This is a genomic window from Skermanella pratensis (assembly GCF_008843145.1).
GTDB classification, from domain to species: Bacteria; Pseudomonadota; Alphaproteobacteria; order Azospirillales; family Azospirillaceae; genus Skermanella; species Skermanella pratensis.
Genome location: NZ_CP030265.1, coordinates 1,533,135 through 1,550,984 on the forward strand (window position 1 = coordinate 1,533,135; position 17,850 = coordinate 1,550,984).

Annotated in this window: 18 protein-coding genes; 14 read left to right on the plus strand and 4 right to left on the minus strand. The window is 63.4% G+C overall.

Features of this window, described 5'->3' with window-relative positions:
• From DPR14_RS06955 to DPR14_RS06965, 3 genes are all read left to right on the plus strand, one after another.
• Entirely contained in the window at positions 1 to 837 is an 837-nt protein-coding gene (locus DPR14_RS06955) for an ABC transporter permease (protein WP_158044497.1), read from the plus strand.
• A 79-nt stretch (positions 838 to 916) separates the two neighbouring features.
• Entirely contained in the window at positions 917 to 1,231 is a 315-nt protein-coding gene (locus DPR14_RS06960) for a hypothetical protein (RefSeq protein ID WP_158044498.1), read from the plus strand.
• Between the two features lie 54 nt (positions 1,232 to 1,285).
• Positions 1,286 to 1,858 (plus strand): histidine phosphatase family protein, encoded by a 573-nt coding sequence (locus tag DPR14_RS06965; RefSeq protein WP_158044499.1) that lies wholly within the window; start codon positions 1,286 to 1,288, stop codon positions 1,856 to 1,858.
• A gap of 383 nt (positions 1,859 to 2,241) precedes the next feature.
• Here the strand turns inward: DPR14_RS06965 and DPR14_RS06970 are convergent, their stop codons facing one another.
• Positions 2,242 to 2,433, minus strand: coding sequence for a hypothetical protein (locus DPR14_RS06970; protein WP_158044500.1), 192 nt, complete (start codon positions 2,431 to 2,433; stop codon positions 2,242 to 2,244).
• 84 nt (positions 2,434 to 2,517) lie between these two features.
• The gene (locus DPR14_RS06975; protein WP_158044501.1) at positions 2,518 to 2,850 is read right to left on the minus strand and encodes a hypothetical protein; all 333 of its coding nucleotides are present in this window, start codon (positions 2,848 to 2,850) and stop codon (positions 2,518 to 2,520) included.
• Between the two features lie 175 nt (positions 2,851 to 3,025).
• Here DPR14_RS06975 and DPR14_RS06980 point away from each other — a divergent pair, with 175 nt between their 5' ends.
• The 8 genes from DPR14_RS06980 to DPR14_RS07015 all read left to right on the plus strand — a co-directional run bounded on the left by DPR14_RS06980 (position 3,026) and on the right by DPR14_RS07015 (position 12,063).
• On the plus strand, positions 3,026 to 3,853 hold the full coding sequence (locus DPR14_RS06980; RefSeq protein ID WP_158044502.1) for an NAD-dependent epimerase/dehydratase family protein: 828 nt from the start codon (positions 3,026 to 3,028) through the stop codon (positions 3,851 to 3,853).
• A gap of 232 nt (positions 3,854 to 4,085) precedes the next feature.
• The gene (locus tag DPR14_RS06985; RefSeq protein ID WP_192499330.1) at positions 4,086 to 5,327 is read left to right on the plus strand and encodes an outer membrane beta-barrel protein; all 1,242 of its coding nucleotides are present in this window, start codon (positions 4,086 to 4,088) and stop codon (positions 5,325 to 5,327) included.
• Positions 5,328 to 5,689: 362 nt separating this feature from the next.
• On the plus strand, positions 5,690 to 6,262 hold the full coding sequence (locus DPR14_RS06990; protein WP_158044504.1) for a polysaccharide biosynthesis/export family protein: 573 nt from the start codon (positions 5,690 to 5,692) through the stop codon (positions 6,260 to 6,262).
• 11 nt (positions 6,263 to 6,273) lie between these two features.
• Entirely contained in the window at positions 6,274 to 6,825 is a 552-nt protein-coding gene (gene rfbC / locus DPR14_RS06995; RefSeq protein ID WP_158044505.1) for a dTDP-4-dehydrorhamnose 3,5-epimerase, read from the plus strand.
• Between the two features lie 318 nt (positions 6,826 to 7,143).
• A complete protein-coding gene (locus DPR14_RS07000) occupies positions 7,144 to 8,211 on the plus strand; it encodes an NAD-dependent epimerase/dehydratase family protein (protein ID WP_158044506.1) in 1,068 nt (355 codons plus the stop codon).
• A complete protein-coding gene (rfbA, locus tag DPR14_RS07005; RefSeq protein WP_158044507.1) occupies positions 8,208 to 9,122 on the plus strand; it encodes a glucose-1-phosphate thymidylyltransferase RfbA in 915 nt (304 codons plus the stop codon). The genes DPR14_RS07000 and rfbA overlap by 4 nt, the downstream gene beginning before the upstream one ends.
• 46 nt (positions 9,123 to 9,168) lie before the next feature.
• Positions 9,169 to 10,365, plus strand: coding sequence for an NAD(P)-dependent oxidoreductase (locus tag DPR14_RS07010; protein WP_158044508.1), 1,197 nt, complete (start codon positions 9,169 to 9,171; stop codon positions 10,363 to 10,365).
• Between the two features lie 222 nt (positions 10,366 to 10,587).
• Positions 10,588 to 12,063: an ATP-binding protein gene (locus DPR14_RS07015; protein ID WP_246148955.1), complete on the plus strand. Its 1,476-nt coding sequence runs from the start codon at positions 10,588 to 10,590 to the stop codon at positions 12,061 to 12,063.
• 119 nt (positions 12,064 to 12,182) lie between these two features.
• On the opposite strand, the gene DPR14_RS07020 is transcribed toward DPR14_RS07015, so the two are convergent.
• Positions 12,183 to 12,458 carry a hypothetical protein gene (locus DPR14_RS07020; RefSeq protein ID WP_158044509.1) on the minus strand — a complete coding sequence of 92 codons (276 nt, stop codon included), beginning with the start codon at positions 12,456 to 12,458 and terminating at the stop codon, positions 12,183 to 12,185.
• A gap of 653 nt (positions 12,459 to 13,111) precedes the next feature.
• Between DPR14_RS07020 and DPR14_RS07025 the strand changes: the two genes are divergently transcribed.
• Positions 13,112 to 13,792, plus strand: a complete 681-nt coding sequence (locus tag DPR14_RS07025) for a LuxR C-terminal-related transcriptional regulator (protein ID WP_158044510.1) — start codon at positions 13,112 to 13,114, stop codon at positions 13,790 to 13,792.
• Between the two features lie 163 nt (positions 13,793 to 13,955).
• Here the strand turns inward: DPR14_RS07025 and DPR14_RS07030 are convergent, their stop codons facing one another.
• On the minus strand, positions 13,956 to 14,630 hold the full coding sequence (locus tag DPR14_RS07030; protein WP_246149314.1) for a LuxR C-terminal-related transcriptional regulator: 675 nt from the start codon (positions 14,628 to 14,630) through the stop codon (positions 13,956 to 13,958).
• A 1,164-nt stretch (positions 14,631 to 15,794) separates the two neighbouring features.
• Here DPR14_RS07030 and DPR14_RS07035 point away from each other — a divergent pair.
• The gene (locus DPR14_RS07035; protein ID WP_158044511.1) at positions 15,795 to 16,448 is read left to right on the plus strand and encodes a LuxR C-terminal-related transcriptional regulator; all 654 of its coding nucleotides are present in this window, start codon (positions 15,795 to 15,797) and stop codon (positions 16,446 to 16,448) included.
• A gap of 797 nt (positions 16,449 to 17,245) precedes the next feature.
• Complete coding sequence (locus DPR14_RS07050) at positions 17,246 to 17,749, plus strand: thioredoxin family protein (protein WP_343038712.1); 504 nt, start codon at positions 17,246 to 17,248, stop codon at positions 17,747 to 17,749.
• Positions 17,750 to 17,850: the final 101 nt, after the last annotated feature.

Consider the following 17,850-nt stretch of genomic DNA (forward strand, 5'->3'; position numbering starts at 1 on the left):
ATGAGACCGATCCTGAACCTTCCGCCCCACGCGACCCCGGCGCAGCGCGCCTGGCATGTGGGACTGTGGGCGATCACGATCCTCGTGCTGGGTTTCCTGGTCCTGCCGATCCTGGTGATCGTCCCCCTGTCGTTCAGCAGCGGGTCGTTCCTGAACTTTCCTCTGCCGGGGCTCTCGCTGCGCTGGTACCAGGAGCTGCTGGGGTCGGAGCGCTGGCTGTCGTCGCTCCGCAACAGCGTGGTGGTCGCCTGTGCCGCCACCTTGTTCGCGACGATCCTGGGAACGCTGGCGGCCCTGGGATTGCAACGGGCGAGCTTTCCCGGCCGCTCGCTGCTCCTGGCGCTGGTGATCTCGCCCATGGTGGTGCCGCTGGTGATCGTCGCGGTCGGCGTCTATTTCTTCTACGCACCGCTGGGGCTGACCGGCAGCCTGGTCGGCCTGACGCTGGCCCATACCGCGCTGGCCGTGCCGTTCGTCGTCATCACCGTGTCGGCGACGCTCCAGGGGTTCGACACCAACCTGTCCCGCGCGGCGGCCAGCCTGGGGGCCGATCCGGCGACGGCGTTCTTCCGAATCACGCTGCCGATCATCCTGCCCGGCGTGGTGTCGGGGGCGCTGTTCGCCTTCGTCACCTCGTTCGACGAGGTGGTGGTGGCGCTCTTCCTGACCGGCCCGCAGGAGCGCACCCTGCCGCGCCAGATGTTCGACGGCATCCGGGAGAATATCAGCCCGGTCATCGCCGCCGCCGCGACCCTGCTGATCGTCCTGTCGATCCTGCTGATGACGGTCATGGAGGTGCTGCGCCGCCGGGGCGAGCGCCTGCGCGGCATCCGCTGAAGTCAGCTGCCGGAAACAAGAAGATGCAGGATCGTCCACCGGTAGCCACCGTGCGTGACGGCAAGGCTTGGGGGGCATCATGCCAGAGCCTGAGGACATGGACGGTATCCGGTACCCTGCGGTGGACGCCGCCTTTATCGAGAAGCGGGGGTTTCGGAAATATGCCGGGGCGTGGTCGCCGTGGGCGCTGGGCGTCGGCACGGTGGTGACCCCGGTGTCGCTGTTCCTCAATCCGGAGTACCGGCCGGGCATATGGGGATGCGCGATCTGGTTCCTGACCGGCACCGCCTGTTTCGGGCGCTACGGACGCCATCACCTTGTGAAGTCGCAGGAGGAGGCGTTCGCGATCGGCCACCGCTCCAAGTCGGAGACCGTCCCCGGCTTGGCGGGCTAGCTGGACGATCTACCTGATGCGGATGGGATACCGGGACCGGGGACGACCATCCGCATGCATCTGCTGAACATCTTCCGACGGGGCCAACGGCTGGGATTGTGCCTCATCCTGCTGGTCGCCGCGATGCCCGCCCGGGCCGACGAGCAGGCGGCCTGGGCAGCCCTGGGGCAGGGCGGCCACATCGCCCTGATGCGGCACGCCGTGACGGTCCCGGGAGTGGGTGATCCGCCGGGATTCCGCCTGGGCGACTGCGCCACCCAGCGCCTGCTGTCCGATGCCGGACGGGATTGGGCGCGGCGAATCGGGGCGGACCTGCGTAAGCGCGGTGCGGCAGCGGGACGGGTGCTGACCAGCGCGTGGTGCCGCTGCGTCGAAACCGCTGAACTGATGGACTTGGGACCGGTGGAGGTGTTCGAGCCGCTGAACTCCTTCTTCGGCACCGGCGAAGGCGGCGTGAAGCAGACGGAAGCCGCAAGGGAACTCATGGCGGCGTGGCGCGGTCCGGCAACGCTGGTGTTGGTGACCCATCAGGTCAACGTCACCGCCCTGACCGGAATCTATCCGACATCGGGGGAAATCGTGGTCCTGCGCCCGGGCGGGGAGGTCGTGGGCAGGATCCGTCCCTGACCCAGGTCGCACCTATACCGAAAGGCAATAGGTTACTTCCTCTGTACAGGGTTGCCCAATCTTTGGCGATCTGGCAGAAAAAAGGCCGCCTTGAGAGCGGCCTGAGTCTAGGGAGGAAACGCCCAACAAGGGCGAAGCAGCAATTGCTTGCTGCAATGCAAAAACTAACGGAAGCGCTCGCAGATGCAATATGGAAGCGAGCGCCAGACAGAATTTCCAGCGCATTACCCGTAATCTGTTGCAACTTGGCAACACTGCGCGGGGTGAACGGCCCGGCCGATCCCGTGATCCGGGATGTATGTGCCGCAGGGAGCGGTTCACATCTTGGCATCCTGCGGCGGTTCGCCCGTGGCCGTCCTATCGTCGCGGACGCTGCCGACCGTTCAGGGGGCGCGCTTGGGCGGAAAACCGGACGGCGGCACCTCCCGCTCCTCGGTCGTGCTGGCGGCCTCCTCGCCTTGGGTGGGTTCGGGGACTCCGCCCGGCGCATAGGGCGGCATGGCGGGATCGTTGCCGGGGCGACGCGGCGGAACGGGTCTTTCCCCGGGCTTCCTGAGATCGCGCTCGTCGGTCATGTCTTTTCTCTCCCTGCCCGTATTCCATGATTGCGATACGGGAGTAAGGGGCTAGGAGGCGAAAAGGTTCAGGCCGCCAATCCCTCAGGCGGGTCCCTGAAGAAGGTAACCGGTCACCACGAACGTCGCGACTCCCAGCAGCACGGAAATGCCCAGCAGCATCCAGGCATTCACCTCGAACCGGGACGGGATCGCCCCCGCTTCGTCGAAGACGGTGGTCATGACGGCGCGCCTGGCCCCGGGATCGGTGAAGCACTGCTCGACCTTGGCCCGTTCCACCTTGCCGGTGCCCAGGGCCTCGTGCGCCCGGGCAAGGGCGGCGTCCAAGCTGTCGATCGTGTCGCTGGTCTGCCAGACACCCCGCCTGAGGGTTGCCAGGGTATAGGTCACTCGGCGGTTCGACGCTGGTGCGGACATGGACGCTTCCCGGATCTTGGACGTTGGATTATACGATAGTATTTCTAATGTTTTTACCGGAGGTTAATCCGATCGAATGCATCCGATTGCCCAGTCGCACGCCGGCCGGCCCGGCCTATGATGCCTTTCCGCGAAGGGGCGAGCCTGAATCGAAAACGACCTGCCGAGAGGACTGATGGGGGACGCGACCTTGATCGTCGGCCGCAACAGTTTGCTTGCCAGGGCTCTGCGCGACTGCGGCGGCGTTCCGAACTGCCGTTATGTCGGGCATGACGAGCTGGACCGACCGGATCTGCTCGACGGTGTCGGTCGGATCGTCAATTTCGCCTATCATCCCGAACTCAGGAGCGGACCCTACCGGGCCGACCTGGACATCGATCTTCGCCTGGGGCGGGCGGCGGCCGAGTTGGGCCTGGGTTACGTCATGCTCAGCACCCGCAAGGTCTATGCGCCGGAATACGCCTTCGGGGCGGCCGAGGAAAGCCCGGTCGGTCCGGTCGATCCCTACGGCCGCAACAAGCTGACGATCGAGCGGGTGCTGGCCAACCTCCTCGGCGAGCGGTTGACGATCCTGCGGGTGGGAAACGTCGTCGGGTACGATCGTCTCGACGCCCGGCCCAGCTTCATGAGCTTGATGCTCGGACGGCTCGCCGGCGAGAACCGGATCGTGCTCGACGTCAGCCCCTTCGTGCGACGCGATTTCCTGCCGGTCGAACAGGTGGCGGCAGCGATCAAGGCGGTGCTCAATCATCGGCTGGTCGGGACCTACAATGTCGGATCCGGCGCCTGCGTCGAGGTGGGCCGCATGGCGCTGTGGGTGATCGAGGGATTCGGCCGGGGCGAACTGGTCGTCACTTCGCCACGCATCCATGACGAATTCGTCCTGGACGTCGCCAAGATCATGTCGGAGACCGACTGGTCATGGCGGAGCGGCGCGCTTCCCGAATATTGCCGCAGTCTGGGGCGCCGCCTTGCCAAGGCGGAGATCCGAATCGACGGATAACGCGGGCGGGTCCGGCAAAAGCGCTGAAGACTCCGCTGCCTTATCCCAAAAGTCCTATCCTATTAGCTATGTGTTGTCTATCGATCACACCTGATGCGCAAATGCGCATCAGTACGTCCGCATGGTTGCTTGCTTTGGCGTTTCTGGCTTCATTAAGGTCGGCCGGGCCGTTGAAAGTCGGCTTGAGGGGCTTTTTAATATGTTCAACAGATTGCCATTTTCGGTGGGGGCGATGAAGATCAAGACTTTGCCACTGCTCTTCGGTGCGGCCGCTCTGCTGGCAGGGACCAGCACTGCGGTGATTGCCCAGGAGCTTCAGCGCGGGACCAGCGTGCTGGACCGTCCGCGGCCGGAATTGGACCCGTTGGGCATCCGCCAGGGCGGTTTCCTGATCTTCCCGAAGATCGAGCTTGGCACCACCTACGACGACAACGTCTTCGCCTCCGACACCAACGAGGAAGGCGACTTCCTGTTCCAGGTGCTGCCGTCGGTCACCGTGCAGTCGGATTTCAACCGGCACCAGCTGCGCTTCGGCGCCGGCGCCGACATCGGCCGTTATGCCGACAACACCAGCGAGAACTACGTCGACTATTTCGTCACAGGCGGCGGGCGCTTCGACATTACGGGCGAGTCGGCGGTTTCGCTCGATCTGGCACACCGCAAGCTGCACGACGATCGCGGCGATCCGGACACTCCCGATGCGGCATCCGAGCCGGTGGAGTTCACGCGGAGCGGGGCGGAGCTGGGATACACCCAGCGGTTCAACCGTTTCCTGACCAGCTTCAGCATCGGTGCCGAGAACGAGGACTACGACGACGTCGCCTCGATCGGCGGGACCGTCCTGGACCAGGACGACCGCGACAACTGGGCCTACACCGCCACGGGCCAGATCGGCTACGACCTGTCGCCCGGCTACCGGCCGTTCGTGCGGCTGACCTATATCCGCACGGAATATGACGAGGGCACCCTGCCGCCCGACAGCGACGGGTACGAGGCTGTGGTCGGCACCACGATCGACCTGACGTCGCTGCTGACCGGCGAAGTGTTCGTCGGCTATCTCTCGCGGGATTACGACGAGGAGGTCTACGGCGATTTCACCGGCGTCGCCTATGGCCTGTCGCTCGACTACGCGGTGACGCAGCTCACGACCATCTCCGGCGACGTCTCCCGCGGGGTCGAGGAAGGCTTCGGCACCACCCCCAATCCGCGCGACCGGTCGACGTTCCAGATCGGCGTCGATCACGAGTTGCTGCGCAACCTGATCCTGTCGGCACGGGCGGAATATCGGATCGACGATTACCAGTCGACCGACCGCGAGGAGGACTTCTACCTGCTGCAGGCCGGCGCGACCTACACGCTGAACCGGAACTTCTATCTCCGGGGCACGTACACCTTCTCGCGCCGCGACTCCAACCAGGTGGGCGACGATTACGACCGGAACCTGATCGCGCTGCGTCTCGGCGCCCAGCTCTGACGTTTATCCGGACCGGTTCGTTCGACCGGCGGCGCCTGCCCAGCAGGCGCCGCCTTTCTTTTTGGGCACATCCGAAGTTTCCGGTAGTGGCGACAACGTGCAGCCTCGGGCAACGGCGGCGATGATGTCCCGAAAGATCGGTAATGCAGACGTGTACCGGTTGATGCATAAAAAATCACAAACAATGCAACCAATTACTGCCATAGGCTTAATTCCTCTCCTCTTTTTCAGTTTAGGCGCATTGTCGATAGTATTCACGTGGTCGTAAGGGGGCAGGGATGCGGAGTGCCCGCATTCCGGAGGGCCGGTCAGGCGTGATATTGCCCCGCGACGATCCGGCAAGGCCCAGAGAAGAGGAACCGATGCTTTTTGCTACCTGGAAGAAAGTTGCGACCGGTTGCGTCGTGGCCGTGAGCTTGGCGGCCTGCCAGAACACCGGCTCGAACGCACCGCTGGAGACGCAGACCGCGTCCGTGGGCGAGTACCAGCTGGGAGCAGGCGACGAAGTCCGCATCACTGTTTTCGGCCAGGAGCAGCTCTCCGGCACTTTCCGCGTCGATGGCGCCGGATATGTCGCGATGCCGCTCGTCGGCGAGGTCGAGGCCAAGGGCAAGACGTCCCGCCAGCTCGAAATGGCCATCGCCCAGAAGCTTAACGAAGGCTATGTGCGTGATGCCCGCGTCAGCGCCGAAGTGGTCACTTTCCGACCCTTCTACATCATCGGCGAAGTCAACAATCCCGGCCAGTATCCCTATGCCAACGGCATGACGGCGACCACGGCCGTCGCCATGGCGGGCGGCTACACCTATCGCGGCCGCCAGGACTATATCCTGGTCACCAGGGGCAACGATCCGGAGAAGGTCGAGCGGCGCGCCCCGATCAACACCCGGGTTCTGCCGGACGACGTCGTCCGTATTCCCGAACGCCTGTTCTGAGCCGCGGCACCATGGAAATCGTCGAGACCGAAATCCCCGACGTCAAGTTGCTGACGCCCCGCAAGTTCAGCGACCACCGCGGCTTCTTCGTCGAGACCTACAACCGCAAGGCCCTGGAGGGCATCGGTTTCACGAAGGAGTTCGTACAGGACAACCACTCCCTGTCGGTTCCCGTGGGCACCGTCCGCGGCCTTCACTTCCAGCTCGAACCCTATGCGCAGGACAAGCTGGTCCGCGTGGTCAGGGGGGCGATCCTGGACGTCGCGGTCGACCTGCGGCGCGGTTCTCCGACGTTCGGCCGGCACGTCAAGGCCCGCCTCGACGCGGAGTCCGGCCGGCAGATCCTGGTTCCCGTGGGCTTTGCCCACGGCTTCGTGACGCTGGAGCCCGATACGGAGGTCATCTACAAGGTGACCAATTATTACGCTCCCAGTCACGACCGCGGCCTTCTGTGGAACGACCCTGACTTGGGGATCGAATGGCCGGTGGCCGGCGACCAGGCCGTGCTGTCCGACAAGGACAAGGTGCAGCCGCGTCTGAGCGACCTGAAGGATGCCTTCTGAGGAGAGTATCGCGACGGTCTGGAGAGTGTGAAAGGGGGACCCTGATAAGAGCACCCCGATTTCCTCTCCAGACATCGCGGAACGAATGTTAGGCATCCCCGTTCGATTAATCGAGTAACTACCGAAGCGATAGCTGTGGACAGAGCGGCAGTCGCTTAAAATGGTCACAGACAAGGGACGAAGAAGCCGAGCCCTTGTTTCTAGACCTGAAACGTCTCTAGACCCGAAACAATTACGGTCAACGCAACGGGGCAGGATATTCGCGGAACTCGCGGACCCCGTGCTTTGCACCACTATGCACCAGCCGAGGAATATACAATGCAGCGTGTGATGGTCACCGGCGCCGGCGGTTATATCGGCACAACCCTAGTTCCGATGCTGCTCGACCAGGGCTATGCCGTGCGCGCGGTTGACCGGTTCTTCTTCGGTCATGAACTGCTGAAGTCCCACCCGGACCTGGAGATGGTCCGCGAAGACGTCCGCCGCCTTTCCGTGTCGGATTTCGCCGGAATCGACGCGGTCATCGACCTCGCCGCCATTTCCAACGATCCCAGCGGCGAGCTGTTCCAGGACGTGACCTGGGCGGTCAACCACCGCGCCCGGGTTCGGTGCGCCGAGTTGGCCAAGCAGGCCGGCGTGAAGCGCTATGTCCTGCCGTCGTCCTGCAGCATCTACGGCTTCCAGCCCGACGGGGTCGTTGCCAACGAGGAAACGGCAACCAACCCGCTCACCACCTATGCGAAGGCCAACGAGCAGGCCGAGCATGGCGTGCTGCCGCTGGCCGACGACAACTTCACCGTCGTGGTCCTGCGCCAAGCCACCGTCTACGGTTACAGCCCGCGCATGCGGCTGGACCTGGCCGTCAACGGCATGACCTTCGGCGCCTGGAAGACCAGCAAGCTGCCGCTGATGCGCGACGGCTCCCAGTGGCGTCCGATGGTCCATGTCCGCGACACCGCGTCGGCCCAGATGTTCATGCTGACCGCGCCGGCGGAAAAGGTGAACGGCCGGATCTTCAACGTCGGTTCCGAAGCCAACAACTACCAGATCGGCCAACTCGCGCAGATCGTCGTCGACACCCTGCCGAACAAGGTCGAGATCGAGTGGTACGGCGATGCCGACACCCGGTCGTACCGCGTATCGTTCGACCGCATCGAGTCGCTCGGCTGGAAGGCCCAGCGGGTCGCCGAGGACGGCATCCGGGAGATCGCGGCCAAGCTGGAGTCGGGAGAGCTGGACCGCACTGCCGAGACGATCACGCTGGACTGGTACAAGAACCTCGTGAAGTGGCACGAGATCATCCGGAAGGTCGAACTGTACGGCGGCATCTTCGATATCCCGGAAGCCGAGGCCGACAGCCTGCGCCGTTCGGAGGCGGCTGAATGAAAGGGATCATCCTGGCCGGCGGGTCAGGGACGCGGCTTGCTCCCATCACCAGCGTGGTGAGCAAGCAGCTTCTCCCCGTCTACGACAAGCCGATGATCTACTACCCGCTCAGCACCCTGATGCTGGCGGGAATCCGGGACGTGCTGATCATCACTACGCCGCAGGACCGCGACCTGTTCGCCCGCCTGCTGGGTGACGGCTCCCGCTGGGGCATGAACCTCAGCTACGCCGTCCAGCCCAGCCCGGACGGCCTGGCCCAGGCGTTCCTGATCGGCAAGGACTTCATCGGCAACGACCCGGTCTCCCTGATCCTGGGCGACAACATCTTCTTCGGCTACGGCATCACCGACCGCCTCCAGCGCGCGGCGAAGCTGACCGACGGCAGCGTGGTGTTCGCCTATCAGGTGAGCGATCCGGAGCGCTACGGCGTGGTTGCCTTCGACCACGACGGCCGGGTGACCGACATCGAGGAAAAGCCGGCCAAGCCGAAGTCCAACTTCGCCGTCACCGGCCTCTACTTCTACGACAGCGACGTCGTCGGCATCGCCAAGGACCTGAAGCCCAGCGCCCGCGGCGAGCTGGAGATCACCGACCTCAACCGCGTCTATCTGGACCGCGGCAAGCTCTCGGTCGAACTGCTCGGCCGGGGAACCGCCTGGATCGACACGGGAACCCACGACAGCCTCCTGAACGCCGGCAACTTCATCGAAGTGATCGAGGCCCGGCAGGGCCTCAAGGTGGCCTGCCCGGAGGAGATCGCCTGGCGCATGGGGTACATCACCGATACGCAGCTTGCGGAACTGTCCGCGTCGCTGATGAAATCGGGCTATGGAAAATATCTGCTTCGGCTGCTCGAGCAGGATTTCTCCGGCTGGCGGCCGGAGTTCAAGTCGGACAGCGAACACATCTGATTATCCGGGCGCCGTCCGCTGACGGCCGCCCCCCAGGGAGATTATCATGCAGCACAGTCCGGAGATCCGGATCGGTGTCGTCGGCACCGGCTTCATTTCCTCGCATTTCATCATGGCGCTGGACCGCCAGAAGGGCTTCACGGCCTCCCGGGTCCTGACCCGCCGTCCGGTCGAGGGCTGCACGGGCTTTCCCCGGCCCGAGTTGCTGACCAACTCGCTGGCGGACCTGATCGAGAACTCCGACGTCGTGCTGGAATGCACCGGCGATGCGATCCACGCGACCGACGTCGTGGCCGCGGCACTCAGCGCGAACCTGCCCGTGGTCACGATGAACTCGGAGTTCCACATCACCGCCGGTTCCTACTTCGTCGGCAAAGGCCTGGTGACCGAGGCCGAGGGCGACCAGCCGGGCGACCAGGCGGCACTCCGCGAGGACGTGCTGGAGATGGGCTTCGAGCCGCTGGTGTACGGCAACATCAAGGGCTTCCTGAACCATGATCCGACCCTGGAGGACATGACCTACTGGGGCAACCGGAGCGGAATCAGCCTGCCGATGGTGACCTCGTTCACCGACGGCACCAAGGTTCAGATCGAGCAGGCCTTCGTCGCCAACGGCCTGGGCGCCGAGATCGCGAAGCCGGGCATGCTGGGCGTTCCCGAGGACGACCTGAAGGCGGGCGGCACCCAGCTGGCCGAGGCCGCCGACAGGCTCGGCAAGCCGATCAGCGACTATGTCCTGTCGCTCAAGCTGCCGCACGGCGTCTTCATCGTCGGCAAGCACGATCCCCGCCAGAAGGGCGCGCTGCGTTACCTGAAACTGGGCGACGGCCCTTACTATGTCATCCTGAAGCACAATATATTCGTGCATCTGGAGATCCTGAAGACGATCAAGCGGGTCGTCAACGAGCGGCGCATTCTCCTGGACAACTCGGCCACGCCGGTCGCCAGCGTCTGCACCGTGGTCAAGCGCGACCTGAAGCCGGGCGACCGGATCGCGTCGGGCATCGGCAGCTTCGACGTGCGTGGCGAGGCGGTGCGCATCGCCGACACCGTGGGCCACGTTCCGATCGGCCTGCTCGCCGATGCGGTAATCAGGCGTCCGCTGAAGCGCGGCGACATCATCGGCATGGACGACGTCGAACTTCCGGACAGCCTGGCCCTCCGGGCCTGGAAGGAAATCGAGCGGTCGGCGCTGAGCTCAAGCCAAGGCCAGGCGGAGACGCGGACGGCGATCGCATCCTGACCGAGGGGAGATCCCTCCGAGGTATATACCAACGCACCTCGGAGGGAACCCGTGACCCGGCCCCAAATTGATAGGGGCATGGTTTCCGACTACCGACCGTGGCATCAACCGTGTGTTCAAAGGTACAACCGACGTATGCGTAACTTTTTCCGGAAACGGCGTAATCCCCAGTTCGGTGAGGCCGGCGCAGGTGAGAATGTCCGGCCGGATCTGGACCCGCGCGTGACACCGTTCGGGCCGCGGCTGGTGTCCGACCTGGGTGACTCCGATCAGCACGACGACGAGGACGAGGATCTTGGGGTTCCCCGGCATGGCGGGCTGGGGAATGCCGGACATGCCGTCGAGGACCGCGGACTGATGATGCGGTCCGCATCCGACCTGCTGCATGTCCGCAAGAGTGACGATCCTGCCCCTCCGCGGTCCCGGGGCGACGACGAGGACCTGGAGCTGCCGCGCTTCTCCCTGCCGGTCGCCGGTACCCTGCGGTCGCGGGCGAGCGGGCATCTTCCGGGCCTGACTCCGGAGCTGAACAAGGCGCTGCGCGAGGCTTTCACCCCCACCCGGCCGAAACAGGAAGTCAATTCCCTGTTCGTTGGCAGGCTGAATACCCTGCGCCGCATCATCGCGGCGATCGAGGAGGAGCGGGCGCACGTCGTCCTGTTCGGCGACCGCGGCCGAGGCAAGACCTCGCTCGCCAACGCCATCCAGCAGATCGCCCAGCAGGCGGGATACTTCACGCTGAAGCTGACCTGCAGCGCGGAACTGAGCTTCGAGGACATCTTCCGGAACTTCCTAAGGAGGATTCCCGGCACCTTCTACCGGTCCGAAGTGGACAACCCGTTCGCCGCCCGGCGCACCATGTCGAGCTTCGACGAGCTGCTTCCGCCCGGCCAGTTCAGCGTCACCGAGCTGAACGACGTCCTGGCCGAAATACAGGGTGCCCATGTCCTGCTGGTCCTGGACGAGTACGACCGGGTGACCAGCGAGGACTTGCGCAACAAGCTGGCGGAGCTGATCAAGAACCTGACCGACAGCTCGATTCCGGTGACGCTGTTCGTCGTCGGCGTGGCCGAGAGCCTGGACCAGTTGCTGGGCAAGCATCCGTCGATCCAGCGTTCCCTCGTCGCCGTGCACCTTCCGCTGATGAGCGACAAGGAAATCGACCGGATCATCGTGGCCGGCTCCGAGGCAGCGGGCGTCGGATTCAGCGAGGAGGTCCGCGACCGGATCGTTATGCTGGCCAAGGGGCTGCCCTATTACGCGCAGCTCCTGGCGCTCCACGCCGCGCGCAGCTCGGTCAGCCGGGGAGCCACCCAGGTGAACGGCGGCGACCTCGCCTATGCCGTGGCCCGTTGCGTCCAGGAGGCCGAGCGCGGCATCGTCGAGGCGTACAACAAGGCGCTCGGCCCCGACCGCAAGGCGTCCTTCTCCGACGTGCTGTACGTCGCGGCGCAATGCCGGTCCGACGAGTACGGCAGCTTCCATCCGGGAGACATGGCGCAGGTCCCCATCCGTGAGTCGGGCGAACCCTTGCCGCTGCTGTCGCTCCAGTATCCCTTGAGCCGGCTCAGCGACGACGAGCGGGGCGGCGTCCTGCAGCGCATCGTCGAACCCGGCGGTTTCCGTTATCGTTTCCGCAATCAGATGATGCGCCAGTATGTACTGATGCGTCAGGCCAAGGAGCGCGGCCTGATCTGATCAGGTGAGATCGACGTCCCGTGCGCAGGGCGGCGTCGGCCCCCGGCGCCGCCCTGCGCACGGGAACGCTGGAAGCTGACCCGCATCGTCATCACCGGGCGCCGGTGCCCGGATCGATCTCAGTGGGTCTTGAGGTAGACGTAGGCCGCGATAACCGCGCCCAAGACGCCGAATAGACCCGCCAAGACGAGGCAACTCATCAGGAACTGCCTGATTTCGCCTTGCTTCCAGGCGCTCCGCGCGAGCAGGGCCAGATAGGCCGCCACGAAAAATCCGATTCCCTGCAAGAACGTCATCTTGGGCGGCTGCCGTCCCGGGCCGATTTCCGTTGCCTTGTCACTGGCACGTTCCCTTCCCATTTCCGAAATGTTGCTCACCCCATTGGGGGTGCCCATTGGGCAAAGGTGTGCTCGAAAGGTCGCACTTAGCATGAATGAATCGATGGGCGGGGTAATTCGCCCCAACCGGCCCTGGCGTAATTCGTAAATTTATATTAACCATATTTGCGGCGATTTGGATGGCAGGCGCCGGGCGGATCATATCCGGCGGTGTTGGCGTATGCCAGTTTCAAGAGCGCCAAAGGGTTCTCGACCAGGATTGGGAGACCGGAGCAGGTGCATGCACAGCCAGGTCAACTTTGCTCACACGGTGAATGTCGGCCTGATACGATGTTGACCGGAGCGATTGTGCAGTGCACTATATGCTTAATAGCTCAGTAATCTGAAGTAACAAAGCTAGTTCGGGTAAGATCGTTCGTTCGTGCAAACGGAAACGGCTAGTTTCTATTCGCTGCGATACCTCGAAATTTCGGGTGAGTTGGACTGAGAGCATTACCCTTAACATCGGGGAGCTTTGGACATATGTCTAATGCGCGCTCGGTTTATTCCAATGGGGAGATATCCTACCAGTCAACCCTAGGATAACTTCATCCGAAAGAGAAAAGAAGGTGCGACCCGGGATGAGACCAGGCGGTTGGCAATAGCCATCTGGGCCGACAACCGGCGCAAGAAACAACAACTACAAGTGCCTTTCAGCGCGGGAGCGGATTATGCAACGTATCGAAGCTTTTCTGATCGACTCCAACAAACTTTTCCGGGAGGGGCTGAAGCGCCTTCTGGACGACTCTCCCTTCCAGATCGTCGCCGAGGCGGGGAATCTTCGCGAAGGCGTCGCGATTGCCGAGTCGGGTCTCCGGCCTCAACTCGTGTTGCTCGATCTGGTCAACGGCGGTGACGACGAGGCCGAGGCCATGCGCCGGCTGCGTTCCCTGCTGCCGGATACCCGGATGGTGGTCCTGACGACCGACCTGTGCACCCGTCGTCTGGCCAATGCCCTCGAGGCCGGCGCCGACGGTTACCTTATGAAGGACCTGTCGGCCGACGCGCTGGCGCAGTCGCTCCGCTTGGTGATGATGGGTGAAAAGGTGTTCCCGACGCATCTCGCGGCATTGCTGATCAGCGGCCGGGTGAATGGCAACGGGCTGGAAATGCCGATTTCCCGCAAGGGCCTGTCGCAGCGTGAAGTCCAGATCCTGCGGTGCCTGCTCAACGGCGACAGCAACAAGATGATCGCGAACCACCTGAACATCACCGAGGCGACGGTGAAGGTTCATCTGAAGAGCCTGTTGCGCAAGATCAACGCGTCGAACCGTACCCAGGCCGCGATCTGGGCCTTGAACAACGGCATCGGCGGAGAGCTGACCGGCGGCGCGGCGGCGTCCATCGCCTGAGCCCGGCCGTAGTCCGAGACCAGCCCGCCCGGAGCCGGTGCCTGCCGAAGGGCGCCTGATCGCGAGTGGGACGAGAAAAGATGGCCGGTTTCCGCCGAATGCGGGCGCCGGCCTTCTTTTCATCCGCGTCTGTTTCGGGTCCTGTGGCCCGATCCCGTGGTGATCAGCCCTCGGAGCTTCGGACCGCGAGAGGGGGCATGGGATCGGCGTTCCGGGCCTGCTCGAGGGAAGGCTGCTGCCGGGCGGCGAAAACGCCGGCTTCGGTCCGGTTGCGGAAGTGAAGCTTGGACAGGACGCTCCGCACCATCGACTTGATGACGGCTTCCGACAGATCCAGCTGGTCGGCGATCGTCCTGTTGTTCAGCCCCTGTCCAAGCAGCAGCAGCGTCTGGAACTCCACCGCCGACAGCCGCGGCAGCAATGTCAGCCTGATCTCGTCCACGCCGAGCCGCGACAGGAACTGCTTGGGCATCAGGCAATGCCCCTCAAGTCCGAGATCGATCAACTCGTTGATCCGGTCGACGTTGATGTCCTGGAACACCCAGGCATCGGCGAAGGCCAGGATGTGCGCCGCGTCCAGGAGTTCGCGGCTGCTCAGGACGACGACGATGCGGCTGCGGCGCGAGAGCCGCAGGTACACCATCGGCTCATTCTCTCGCAACGCCGCGAACTGCTGAACGCCGATCAGGATCGCATCGGGCGTCAGATTGCTCTGCTGCAGGTCCGAGATGTCGTGGAACACCGAGATCCGATGTCGGCCGGCGCCTTCAAGCGCCGACACGAGAGGCTCGGCGATGGTGTCGTCGTCAACGACGAGGCAGACATGCATGGGCGTCACTGTGTTCAACTTCTTGTCATCCAAACCGGGGGCGAAGATTTGTCGGGTGGTCTGGTCGTTCGGCGCATGCATAGCACTGCTCTGAATTTCTGCCCGGCGCCGCAGGGGAAGGCGCCGGGCGGTGGTGGGTGGCAGGGCATCGGCTGATCTGTCGTCATCGTCAAGTTCTCAAAGAATTGACCAATTGGGGGAAAGAAACGAGACAACAAACATCAAATTTAGGCTGTTGGGTAAGCTAAAATCCAAAGTAGTTTGTTTTGGTTAATTTACAATATCGCAGGCATTGCGCTGCGGAAATATAGCAATGAGGTTATATTCCTGCTTATCGTGGCAACCCATCCGGTTGGGACCAGCGCAAATGCGCGCGTTTTCGGCTAAGTCAGGTTGCGAGTTTCAGATTTGATTATCTCTTTTGATTGCAGTGGCAATATGCATGGCAGAGCGAGTAGTTAAAATGCGATGCTAACGCTACGTTAAGTTCAGGTTCGGACATGCGGCCGATGTCTGCCGATGGGCGGGAAATCTGACGTTATTGCGGTGAAGACGGACAACAGTTTACGCATTGTGGCGAACCGGTGGCGCGAAATAAACGAGGTTTGTCTAGATACAGACGGTATAACCCCAATACACCCGGGAAAGGTCTGCCTTGATTGGCGGGAATGGATTGGAGTAGGTGGAAGCTGGTGGGTTGATCGTCCGGCATCTTCGAACGGATTTTGCCGACCCGCACAGTCGCGCTGCCTGAGTCCCTTCCGAATGCGCGGTTTTGTCACGGTACCCCAAAAGGGGGTGCCGACGCCGATTGCTGTGCCCATTCCCGCTGCCGCCGTGCTATATCGTCTTAGTATAGGAAACTGGGCAGTCTGTCGGCGGTCCGGTTCGGGAATGAGAGTTTCGTATCGCATGGGTTGCAGCGAGCGGGTTGCGAGTCGATCCCCGACGGGCCCCCGACGGGCCGGGGAAGGGAGAACCGCAGGGTCCGGGAGCGGATACTGGGGCAGGTCAAAGGCTCGGTGAAGCCAGGGGCTTCCGAAATTGATGTTGGCAGGTCGTACTTGTCGGGAGAAATGTTCGGTGCGCTAAAATCTAACGGCACTTCTTGTGCCAAAATCCCTTTGTAAACGTTTCCGTCGTGTGACGGTTGGCCGTCTTTGAGGTGCAGCGATGAAAATTTTGATTGGCGACGACCATTTGTTGTTCAGGGAAGGACTGCGTCGTCTGCTGGAACAACTGAGCGCTGATGCGACCTTCACTGACGCCAGTACCTTCGATGAAGTACTGGAGCTTGTTCAGAACGGCGGCGACACATTCGATCTGATCCTGATCGATCTCCAAATGCCGGGATGGCCGGGGTTCTCCGGACTGGAACAGGTCTGCAACGAGGCATCGGACACGCCGGTCGTCGTGGTGTCGGCGTCGGAGAACCAGGCGGATGTCCGCAGTTCGCTGGATGCCGGGGCCGCCGGCTTCATTCCGAAATCTTCCAGCGTCAAGATCATGCTGAGTGCCTTGAACCTCGTGTTCTCCGGCGGCATCTACCTGCCCCCCTCGGCGATCCATGCCGACGTCGCGGCCAAGGCGACGCCCATCAAGCTGGATACGGAGCACGGCGACCGGGGCTCCAATCATCACCAGCTGACCCAACGCCAGTGGGAGGTGTTGAACTGCCTGCGCGAAGGCAAGTCCAACAAGCAGATCGCCTATGAACTGGGGCTGTCCGAAGGGACGGTGAAGATCCACGTCACCGCCATCTTCAAGTCGCTCGGCGTCAAGAACCGGACCCAGGCGGTGATCGTCGCGTCGGAACTCCAGCGTTGATGCCGGATCGAGCGCGTTACGCCTTTGTGACGACAGGTGCGTGACAGCTTGATCCGATAGGCTTCTCCAGGCTGCCCGAAAGGACGGCGCCGCCGGCCGGACATGGGGGCCGGCCGCATGGGACTGAGGGGAACGCGGAGTGACCAGCATGCCGACATCGCCCTCCCTGCCCAGCGGCGAGCCGGTGATCCGGACTGTCGCCATGCCCGCCGATACCAATCCGGCCGGCGACATTTTCGGCGGCTGGCGACGAGAACCGCCTGCCGTGCCCCGTACCGGCCTGAACCTGGAACGGGCGGCCCGATGCGCATCCTGGTGGTGGAGGATACGGAGGACCTGGCCGACGCCGTGATGCGCCGGCTCCGTCATCTCGGCTACGCGGTGGCTTCGCCGGCGGGGGGACCGGACGCCGGTGCCGATGGTGGCAGCCCGGTCCCAGGTCAACGTGAAGGCCGACATGCTCGACCTCGGCGCCGACGACTTCATCGTCAAGCGGTGGAGGGCCGCCGATCATTCCGATCACGCTCACCCCGGCCCTGCTGGTGTTTCTCGACACGTTGAAGCACGAGAACTTCCTGCGCCAGTGGTATCTGGCCTTCCAGGCACCCTGACCTTCCGCACCGTGGCGGCTCCGGGCCGGCGCCCTTTGATCTTCCCGCATGGCGCGGTAGACTGGCGATCCATCGCACGTTTCGCGCTCCCGCGCGTGCTGCGGTGCAATGAACGATAAGAACCGATCGGGAGCGAAGAGCCAAATGGCGGCACAATCGACGATTTGCGATTTCGGGTGGAAAGCCGTGGATTTCAGCCTGCCAGGCACCGACGGCGGGCGCTATGGGCTGGCCGACATACGGGGGCCGAACGGAACCCTCGTCATGTTCATCTGCAATCACTGCCCCTATGTGAAGGCGGTCATCGACCGCATCGTCCGGGACTGCCGCGACCTGGAGCCCCATGGGGTCCGGGCCGTCGCCATCATGTCGAACGACACGGAGCGCTATCCCGACGACGGCTTCGACAACATGAAGCGATTCGCGGAGCGGCACGCCCTGCCGTTTCCCTACCTGATCGACGAGAGCCAGCAGGTCGCGAAAGCCTATGACGCGGTCTGCACGCCCGATTTCTTCGGCTTCAACGCCGAGCTGGAACTGCAGTACCGCGGCAGGCTGGACGCTTCCAAGGTCCAGCCGGTGCCCAATGCCCCGCGCGAACTGTTCGACGCCATGGTCCGCATCGCCGGGACGGGTCAGGGGCCGGCGGAGCAGATTCCCAGCATGGGCTGCTCGATCAAATGGAGATAGGCGTAGCGGAGTGGGAGGGGGATCGGTGCCCCCGTCATGCTCCCGGTCGCTTTGCCGCCTTGACCGCCATCGGGCCGTCTGGTAATCGGCCCAACCCGGAC

What these genes read in the sequence shown, in the direction of transcription:
- DPR14_RS07025 (WP_158044510.1), top strand. Translation starts at nt 13,112, where the DNA reads ATGCAACGTATCGAAGCTTTTCTGATCGACTCCAACAAACTTTTCCGG.
- DPR14_RS07020 (WP_158044509.1), bottom strand. Translation starts at nt 12,458, where the DNA reads ATGGGCACCCCCAATGGGGTGAGCAACATTTCGGAAATGGGAAGGGAA.
- DPR14_RS06970 (WP_158044500.1), bottom strand. Translation starts at nt 2,433, where the DNA reads ATGACCGACGAGCGCGATCTCAGGAAGCCCGGGGAAAGACCCGTTCCG.
- rfbC (WP_158044505.1), top strand. Translation starts at nt 6,274, where the DNA reads ATGGAAATCGTCGAGACCGAAATCCCCGACGTCAAGTTGCTGACGCCC.
- DPR14_RS06980 (WP_158044502.1), top strand. Translation starts at nt 3,026, where the DNA reads ATGGGGGACGCGACCTTGATCGTCGGCCGCAACAGTTTGCTTGCCAGG.
- DPR14_RS06985 (WP_192499330.1), top strand. Translation starts at nt 4,086, where the DNA reads ATGAAGATCAAGACTTTGCCACTGCTCTTCGGTGCGGCCGCTCTGCTG.
- DPR14_RS06975 (WP_158044501.1), bottom strand. Translation starts at nt 2,850, where the DNA reads ATGTCCGCACCAGCGTCGAACCGCCGAGTGACCTATACCCTGGCAACC.
- DPR14_RS06960 (WP_158044498.1), top strand. Translation starts at nt 917, where the DNA reads ATGCCAGAGCCTGAGGACATGGACGGTATCCGGTACCCTGCGGTGGAC.
- DPR14_RS07010 (WP_158044508.1), top strand. Translation starts at nt 9,169, where the DNA reads ATGCAGCACAGTCCGGAGATCCGGATCGGTGTCGTCGGCACCGGCTTC.
- DPR14_RS07035 (WP_158044511.1), top strand. Translation starts at nt 15,795, where the DNA reads ATGAAAATTTTGATTGGCGACGACCATTTGTTGTTCAGGGAAGGACTG.
- DPR14_RS06955 (WP_158044497.1), top strand. Translation starts at nt 1, where the DNA reads ATGAGACCGATCCTGAACCTTCCGCCCCACGCGACCCCGGCGCAGCGC.
- DPR14_RS06990 (WP_158044504.1), top strand. Translation starts at nt 5,690, where the DNA reads ATGCTTTTTGCTACCTGGAAGAAAGTTGCGACCGGTTGCGTCGTGGCC.
- DPR14_RS06965 (WP_158044499.1), top strand. Translation starts at nt 1,286, where the DNA reads ATGCATCTGCTGAACATCTTCCGACGGGGCCAACGGCTGGGATTGTGC.
- DPR14_RS07000 (WP_158044506.1), top strand. Translation starts at nt 7,144, where the DNA reads ATGCAGCGTGTGATGGTCACCGGCGCCGGCGGTTATATCGGCACAACC.
- rfbA (WP_158044507.1), top strand. Translation starts at nt 8,208, where the DNA reads ATGAAAGGGATCATCCTGGCCGGCGGGTCAGGGACGCGGCTTGCTCCC.